The sequence below is a fragment of the Rhizobacter sp. genome (assembly GCF_031412495.1).
Classification (GTDB): Bacteria; Pseudomonadota; Gammaproteobacteria; order Burkholderiales; family Burkholderiaceae_C; genus Schlegelella_A.
In genome coordinates this window covers 1-8,270 of record NZ_JANODC010000304.1, presented here as the reverse complement: position 1 = coordinate 8,270, position 8,270 = coordinate 1, and the positions used below count along the sequence as shown (strand labels likewise).

At 69.6% G+C, this 8,270-nt stretch carries 6 protein-coding genes; 2 read left to right on the top strand and 4 right to left on the bottom strand.

Annotated features, from left to right (window positions below):
* Positions 1-491 precede the first annotated feature (491 nt).
* Positions 492-3,575 (top strand): ATP-binding protein, encoded by a 3,084-nt coding sequence (locus AC30N0_RS11355; protein ID WP_489518022.1) that lies wholly within the window; start codon positions 492-494, stop codon positions 3,573-3,575.
* Positions 3,576-3,621: 46 nt separating this feature from the next.
* On the opposite strand, the gene AC30N0_RS11350 is transcribed toward AC30N0_RS11355, so the two are convergent.
* The 4 genes from AC30N0_RS11350 to AC30N0_RS11335 form a co-directional block, all read right to left on the bottom strand.
* Positions 3,622-4,731: a hypothetical protein gene (locus tag AC30N0_RS11350; protein WP_489518021.1), complete on the bottom strand. Its 1,110-nt coding sequence runs from the start codon at positions 4,729-4,731 to the stop codon at positions 3,622-3,624.
* Between the two features lie 167 nt (positions 4,732-4,898).
* Entirely contained in the window at positions 4,899-5,882 is a 984-nt protein-coding gene (locus AC30N0_RS11345; RefSeq protein ID WP_489518020.1) for a Bug family tripartite tricarboxylate transporter substrate binding protein, read from the bottom strand.
* Between the two features lie 47 nt (positions 5,883-5,929).
* On the bottom strand, positions 5,930-6,802 hold the full coding sequence (locus AC30N0_RS11340; protein ID WP_489518019.1) for a fumarylacetoacetate hydrolase family protein: 873 nt from the start codon (positions 6,800-6,802) through the stop codon (positions 5,930-5,932).
* Positions 6,803-6,817: 15 nt separating this feature from the next.
* On the bottom strand, positions 6,818-7,264 hold the full coding sequence (locus AC30N0_RS11335; RefSeq protein ID WP_489518018.1) for a DoxX family protein: 447 nt from the start codon (positions 7,262-7,264) through the stop codon (positions 6,818-6,820).
* Positions 7,265-7,415: 151 nt separating this feature from the next.
* Between AC30N0_RS11335 and AC30N0_RS11330 the strand changes: the two genes are divergently transcribed.
* The coding region (locus AC30N0_RS11330; protein ID WP_489518017.1) for an MFS transporter at positions 7,416-8,270 on the top strand (855 nt) is incomplete at its 3' end.

Genomic DNA, 8,270 nt, shown 5'->3' with positions numbered 1-8,270 from the left:
CGACGTCGGCAACGAGTGGTTCTACCTGGCGCAGCCGAGCTCGCGGCTCGCGGCCACGTCGGGCCTGGCGCCTGGCCGGTTCAAATGACGAAGGGCACCCTGGACGGCCGCCGTGGCAACGGGGGTACCGGTCCGGGGTGCGCGATCGCCAGGACACTCCGGCAATCCGCGAGGGACGGAAGCGCGAAGGACGACGGTAGGTCCCACACGAACCTGAGTAGCTGCTTGCCCATGACCCCTGCCCGCTAAAAGCTGATGTTCTGAGGGTAGACGCCCCGGCTGCCGCCCGGGGCAAGACTCGACGACAGCTTCTTGTAGGACCCGGGGGCGAGAGGGGCGTCGAAGAACGACGACCCGAGCCGCCCTCTCCTAAACTCGGCCACATGATCAATTGCCCCAGGTGCAACGAGGAGAATCCTCCGAAGTTCCGCTTGTGCGGCTACTGCGGCGCCCCTCTCGCGGCTGCGCCGCCGCCCCTTCCGGTACGCGAAGTGCGGCGCACCGTCACCCTGATCTTCTGCGATCTGAAGGGCTCCACCGCCCTCGGCGAGCGCCTCGATCCCGAGGCGATGCACGAGGTGAAGGAGCGCTACTTCACGACCATGGCGGCGGAGATCACGAAGCATGGCGGCAAGATCGAGAAGTACATCGGCGACGCGATCATGGCGGTGTTCGGCCTGCCGCTGCCGCATGAAGACGACGCCTTGCGTGCGGTTCGAGCCGCGGCCGGAATGCAGGCGGCCCTGCGGGGGGTCAACGAAGACCTCCTGAAGCGCTACGGCGTGACGCTGGCGAACCGTACCGGCGTCAACACGGGCGAGGTGGTCGCGAACGACGACCCGACCGCCGACCAGAAGCTCGCCACCGGCGACGCGGTCAATGTGACGGCGCGGCTGGAGCAGGCGGCGCCCGAGAACGAGATCTACCTGGGCGAAACGACCTATCGCCTCGTTCGCGACGCGGTCGAGGTCGAGGCCGTGGAGCCTCTGGAACTCAAGGGCAAGACGGAGCGGGTGAAGGCTTTCCGGCTCGTCTCGGCCATCGGACTCGACGGCTACGTGCGACGGCACGACTCGCCGATCGTCGGGCGCGACGAGGAGTTGGCGGCCATCGACCTGGCTCTCGGCGAAGTCATCGAAACGCGCGCGGTCCGCATGATCACGATCATCGGCGACGCCGGCCTCGGCAAGACGCGGCTGGCACAGGAAGTCATGGCGCGGGCCGGGGCGAATGCCCGCATCCTGCGCGGTCGCTGCCTGGCGTACGGCGACGGCATCACGTTCTGGCCGCTGCGCGAAATGGTCGGCGAGGCTGCGGAGATCCGTTTCGACGACAACCCGGAGGAGGGGCGGGTCAAGCTGCTCGCCCTCGTCGGCGACCCGGACGTCGCCGACCGCCTCGCGGCCGCGGTCGGCCTGAGCACCACGCCGTTTCCCCTGCACGAGATCTACTGGGCCGCGCGCAAGCTCTTCGAGTCGCTCACGGCCCAGGGTCCCCTGGTGGCCCTGATGGACGACATCCACTGGGCCGAGTCGGCCTTTCTCGACCTGCTGGTCCATGTGCTGGACGCGTCCGAAGGGGCGCCGATCCTGCTGCTGTGCACCTCTCGCCACGACCTGCTGGAAAAGCGGCCGGAGTGGGGCGAGCGGGCCTCGTCCCTGCGCCTGGTCCTGCGCCCGCTGACCGACGCCGCTGCGGCGGCCGTGGCGGTGAACCTGCTCGGCTCGGCCGGCCTGCCGGCCGAGGTCGTCGGGCGCATCGTGCAGGCGGCCGAGGGCAATCCGCTCTACGTGGAGCAGATGCTGTCGATGCTCGTCGACAGCGGCGCCCTGCGGCAGGAAGACGGTCGGTGGATCCGCTCCGAGAGCTACGGCGAGATAGCCATTCCGCCGACGATCAAGGCGCTGATCGAAGGGCGACTCGGGCAGTTGCGCCGCGAGGAGCGAGCGGCCATCGAGCCGGCGTCGGTCATCGGCATGCAGTTCGCCGGGCCGGCCGTCGTTTCCCTGGCGCCCGAGCCCGTCCGTCCGGCGATCGATGGGCACCTGGCAACGCTGATGCGCAAGCAACTCCTCCATCCGGTGGACGCGACCGATTCGGACCGGCTCTACCGCTTTCACCACCACCTGGTGCGGGACACCGTCTACGGCGGGCTCCTGAAGCGAGCGCGGGCCACGTTGCACGCCGACTTCGTGCGCTGGGCCGATGCCGTCAACGCCGAGCGCGGGCGCGCGCTCGAGTTCGAGGAGATCCTCGGCTACCACCTGGAGCAGGCGCACAACTACCTGGCGGAACTGGGGCCGCTCGACCAGAAAGGGCGGGAGATCGGCGTCGATGGTGCGCGGCGCCTGGCATCCGCCGGGCGGCGCGCGTTCGCGCGCGGCGACGCGAATGCCGCCGGCAACCTCCTGCGACGCGCCGTCACCCTGCTGCAGAAGGGCGATCCGATGCGCCTGCCGCTGCTTCCCGAGTTCGGCGAGGTGCTGCTGGAGCTCGGCGAGTTCAAGGAAGCGCGAACGGTGGTGGACGAAGCGTTCGAGACGGCGCGCGCCGCGCGTGACCGCAAGGTCGAGGCATCGGCGCGCTTGACCCGCATGCTGGTGAGCATGCACGGCGGCGAATCGGGTAGCTGGAGCGACGGCGCCCTGGAACTGACAACCGATCTCATCCCCCTCCTCGAGCGGCAGGAGGCGCACGGCGAGCTGTCCCGGGCATGGCGCCTGGTGGCCATGGTCGAGCAGATGGCCGGGCAACTGGCCAAGGCCGGCGAAACCATCTCGAAGGTGATCCACCATGCCCGCCTGGCCGGTGACGAGCGCATGGTGGCGCGCAGCGCGCTCGGCATGACCTTTAACCTCGTCTACGGCCCCACGCCGGCGGCCCAGGCGATTGCGGAATGCGAAGCGCTCATCGACGGCGACTTCGCCGATCGCCAGGTCCAGAACCTCATCATCTGCAAGGTCGCGCAGCTGCATGCCATGGTCGGCGATTTCGGCAAGGCACGCACCAGCGTCATGGCGGCACGCGCGGTGCTGCGCGACCTGGGCCAGGCCGTGCGCGCCGCCTCGTCGTCGCTCGACGTCGCTATCGTCGAATTGCTCGCCGGCGATCCCGCGGGGGCCGAGCGGGAGATCCGCCCCGATTGCGAGATGCTGGAGGCCATCGGCGAGACCTACTTCCTCTCGAGCATGGCCGCCACGCTGGCGCGTGCGCTGCTGGCGCAGGGCCGCGGCGACGAAGCCCTGACATGGGTCGAGACCGCGGAGCGCACGGCCGGAGGAGACGACATCGACGCGCAGGCTGAATGCCGGTGCGTCCGGGCTCTGATCCTGGCCCGCGCGGGCTCACTCGATGAGGCCGAGGCGCTGGCGCGAAAGGGGGTCGAGCTGGCGGCCCAGCTGGAGACCCCTGCGTTGAGGGGCGCGTCGCTCGGCGACCTCGCGACCGTGCTGCTGCATGCGAATCGCCCCGACGAGGCGCGGCAGGCCCTCGGCGAGGCACTCGCCGTGTACGCGGCCAAGGGCGACACATCGTCGGTCGCGCGGGTGGGACAGGTCCTTGCGACGATCCACTAAAGGGAAAGGGGCCAAAGGCCCCTTTCCGGATCGGATGACCGCAAGCTCACCAGGCGATCTTCCCGTTGGACAGGGCGATGATGCGGAAGTGCCAGTTACCGGCCGCATCCTTGAAGGTCAGGGTGGTGGCTTTCCGGACTGCAGGGACGACGCAGCGAGACTGGCCGGACGGGATTTGCCAGGCGGGTCCGTCGATGCACTCCTGGATCTGCTGCGTCGCGCCCGACGAGCCGTCGGGCCGGACTTCCGTGTAGAACAGGGTCGCATTCTCGATCCTGGCATTCTTCTTCAAGCTCGAAGCGGCGCGCACGAGATCGATCAACAACGGCGACGCGGCGTTGAACGGGATCGGACTTCCAGTCTCGTCGACGATGCGGACGGTCGACTCGAGACACTCGACGTAGTGACTCGAGCACGAGGTGAACAAGGCGATCTGCTTGACGCCGACCGTGACTGCCTCGGGTGTCGTGACCCCGGTCGTCGAGCCGGCGCTGGCCACGGCCAGCGCTTGGCCCGGCTGCACGTAGCTCTGGACCCCGTCTGCGGCGCTGCCCACGCGCAGGGTCACGTCCTGCGAGCCTTCATGAACCAAGCTCGAAGGGTTCGGCTGGCCCTGTCCCGCCTGCACCGCCCAAGACACCGACAGGACACTGCTCGCGCCGTCGCCAGGGGGGACTGGGCTGGGTACCAGCAACGTGAAGGAGATCGTTGCCCCAGGCTGGATGGCGCCGATCGCGCACTCGAGCTGGGTTGCGCCCGCAGCGGCGACGGGCAGACACGAGTCGCCAGGCCGCAGGCCGCCGACGACGCCGAACGGCGCGCTCAAGCCGTTCTCGACCTTCGACAACGCATAGAAGTAGACGGTGTTCACCGGGCTGCTGGCCGTCATTCGTACGGTGTAGGCCGTCTGATAGGTGAGGCCGCCGGCACTGTATGAAATCGGCCGGGTCTGCGTCGCAGGATCGACGGGGGCCAGCGATGTCACGCTGACGTTGAGACCGGGCACCCCCGCAAGCGCAAAGGTCGACGCACCGAGCATCGCCAGACCCAGCAGGGCCGCCCCGGCAGCGCCCCGCAATCCGCGTTCGAACGCGTACCGGCTGGCCGCGCGCGAGCCCGGCTCGCCCGCGAAATTCTTGTTCTTCAAATTCTTCATGGTGAACTCCCTTGTGACAGCCATCCGAGCAGGTGCCGGGAAGGCACGGCGTGAAAGGCTGTAGGACTGTAAGCCCAGTCCTACAACGGGTCCGCTTTTCCGACGGGCGCCTCCCCCTCGAACACGGGGCTGCCGGGGTACGTCCACTGCAAGCCTGGCGCTTGACGTCACTCCACCTTGCCGACGGTGCGCACCGCCTTCGTCATCTCCACCGCATCCGCGTTCCAGTAGGTCTGGAACGCGGGCGCGTCGAGGTACTCGACGGGGCTCCCTGCCTTGGCGATGACCTGGCGCACCGTCGGGTCGGCAGCCGCCTTGCCGGCGGCGGCGCGCAATTTCATCACCACGTCCTCTGGCGTCCCGGCCGGCACGAACAGCGCCGACCACTGGGCGAAGCGGACCGGATGGCCCAGCTGCTTCAGGCTCGGCACGTCGGGCAGCGCCGACAGCGGCTGCTCGCCCCAGTGCGCCAGCGCGCGCAGCTTGCCGGCCTGGATCTGCTGCACGATCGTCGACGGCCCGCTCGCCAGCGCATCCACCTGCCCGGCGAGAAGCGCGATCACCGCCGGCCCGGCGCCCGTGTACGGGATGTGCGTCATGCGAAAGCCGGCGTTCGCCTTCAGCATTTCCATGGGCACGTGCATCGTCCCGTAGTTGCCCGAGCTGCCGTAGTTGAACTTGCCCGGATGGCGCCTGGCGTCGGCAAGGAAGTCGGCGAAGCTTTTCCAGGGCGCGTCGGCACGGACGACGAACACGGTCGGGTCGGCCGTGAAGCGGGCGATCGGCTTGAACTGGTCGAGCTGGAACGCGGGCTTCCGGCCCAGGATCTTGTCGGCCTCGGGCAGGATCGAGATCGACGACAGGCTGAGCAGGACCGTGTAGCCGTCCGGCGCGGCCCGAGACGCGACGCCCATGCCGAGAGCGCCGCCGGCGCCGGCCCGGTTCTCGACCACCACCGTCTGCTTCAGCTCGCGCGACAGTGCCTCGGCCACGGGCCTGGCCACGGTGTCGGCGACGCCGCCGGGCGGGAACGGCACGATCATCGTGATCGGCTTGTCGGGATATGCCGACTGCGCATCGGCCGCCGGCGCGAGCGCGCTGCCGCCTGCCACGAGAAGGGCCGCAGCGGCCAGCAGTACGCGTCGAGTCATGGTCCTTGTCTCCGTTGTCGTTCGTTTGTTCATGGCCCGAAGTCTCGTCAGACGAAGCGGTTCTCGATCGCGCCGAGCCCGTCGATCTCGATCCGGACCACGTCGCCGGCCCGCAGCCAGCGCGGCGGCGTCATGCCCATGCCGACGCCGGCCGGCGTGCCGGTGGCAATCAGGTCGCCGGGCAGCAGCGTGATGCCGCGCGAGCAGGTCTCGATGAGGGTGGGAATGTCGAAGATGAGGTCGGTCGTGCGCGCATCCTGGCGCAGCTCGCCGTTGACCCAGCAGCGAACGCGCGTGTCGGTGCCGTCGAAGCTGTCGGCGGTGGCGATCCAGGGGCCCATCGGGCAGAAGGTGTCGAACGACTTGCCGAGGTCCCACTGCTGGTGCCGCATCTGCACGTCGCGCGCGGTCACGTCGTTGACGATCGTGTAGCCGAACACATGCTCGAGGGCACGTTCCCGCGCGATGTTGCGGCCGCCCTTGCCGATGACGACGGTGAGCTCGGCCTCGTAGTCGATCTGCGTCGAGATGCCCGCGCCGGGCAGCCGCACCTCGTCGTGCGGGCCGACGACGCATTCGGGCACCTTGGTGAAGACGATGGGCCAGGTCTGCGTGTCGGCCGAGCTCGCCTTGAACACCGAGGCCGACAGCTCCTTCGCGTGGGCGTGGTAGTTGCGGCCCACGCACCAGAGGTTGCGTCGCGGCAGCGGCAGCGGCGCCTCGAGGCGGACGTCGGCGATGGCGAAGCGCTCGGCCGCCGCCGACAGGGCGGCACCTCCGGCCGCATGGCGTTCGATCAGCGCCAGGGCGCCGCGCGCCGCGTCGGCGTCGGCGAGCGGCAGAGCCGAGATCGACTGGCCGTCGTCGGCGACGATGCCGACGTGGCGGCGTCCCTGTGCCGCGAAGGTGGCGATTCGCACGGGCTTCTCCTCGAGCTAGTTCAGCGGCCCGTAGCGTCCGCCTATGCTGAAGCGGCCGGCGCCGAGCAGCGCGATGGCGATGGCGGCGAACAGGTACATGGCCTGCAGCTCGAGCGCGTAGCCGCCCTGGCCGCCGAGCGAGAACAGCTCCGGACCGTGCGCGAGCAGCACGGCGAAGACCATGTTGACCGCCACCACGATGGCCGCAGCGCGCGACCAGACGCCGACGATCAGGAGGAGGGGCGCCAGGATCTCGCCGATGTAGACGCCGTAGGCCAGGATCGCCGGCAGGCCGACGTTCGTCAGCATCCCGGCGATGGGGTCGAGCGGGCCGGACAGCTTGGCGATCCCGTGCAGCAGGATCAGGATGCCCACCGCCAGGCGCAGGACCAGGCGGCCGGCGTCGCCGCCCGGCTTCTGCGCTTCCGTGGAGCGGCGGCTGACGGTCGTGTTCGTGGCCATGTCGGTGTGATTCTCGTTGCGGGTGGGGCCGGCGTTCTGCCGAGGCGCGCGAGCATAGCGGGCCCGGGGACCCGGCCGTGACCCGGGCGGGCAAAAGCCGGGCCCCCGCTAAGCTTGCCCTTCCGCCCGACACCGGCGACGCTGCATCCGAGTGGCCAGCGATACCTTCAGCCTGCGTTCGATCGCGCTCCCCGTCTACGGCCCCTCGTTCCTGTTCGGGCTCGGCGAAGGCGCGATCCTTCCGGTCATCGCCCTGACCGTGCGCCACCTCGGCGGCTCGGTGGCGCTGGCGGCGCTGGTCGTCACGCTCATCGGCATCGGCTCGCTGGTCACGAACATTCCGGCGTCGATCATTACCACGCGCTATGGCGAACGCTGGGCGATCGTCGGCGCGGCGATCTGGGCCGCCATGGCCGTCGCGCTGTGCGTGCTCGCCGACAACATCTGGGTCTTCGCGACGGGAATCTTCATGGTCGGCATGGCCAGCTCGGTGTTCGGGCTGGCGCGGCAGAGCTACCTCACCGAAGTCGTTCCGTTCCACTACCGTGCGCGCGCCCTGTCGACGCTCGGCGGCGTGATGCGGATCGGCCTCTTCGTCGGCCCGTTCCTGGCCGCGGCCCTGATCCACGTCATGGGCATCGGCGGCGCCTACTGGGCCGCCGCCGGCGCCTTCGTCCTCGCCGCCGTCGTCGCCGCGCGCATGCGCGACCTGCCCGAGCCGCCGCCTGCGAAGCAAGGCGCCGACGTGCCTGCGCTGCGCGTGGCGCCTTCGCTGCGCTCCATCGGCGCGGACCACCGACGGCTGTTCGTCACCCTCGGCATCGGCGTGCTGCTGATCAGCGCCGTGCGCGCCTCGCGACAGGCGGTGATCCCGCTCTGGGCCGACCACATCGGCCTCGACGCCGCTGTGACCTCGCTCATCTACGGCCTGGCCGGCGGCATCGACATGCTCGTCTTCTATCCCGCCGGCAAGGTGATGGACAAGAAGGGCCGCGGCTGGGTCGCC

Excerpts from the sequence above, each read along its gene's own strand:
- AC30N0_RS11350 (WP_489518021.1), bottom strand. The coding sequence starts at position 4,731 with ATGAAGAATTTGAAGAACAAGAATTTCGCGGGCGAGCCGGGCTCGCGC.
- AC30N0_RS11345 (WP_489518020.1), bottom strand. The coding sequence starts at position 5,882 with ATGACTCGACGCGTACTGCTGGCCGCTGCGGCCCTTCTCGTGGCAGGC.
- AC30N0_RS11335 (WP_489518018.1), bottom strand. The coding sequence starts at position 7,264 with ATGGCCACGAACACGACCGTCAGCCGCCGCTCCACGGAAGCGCAGAAG.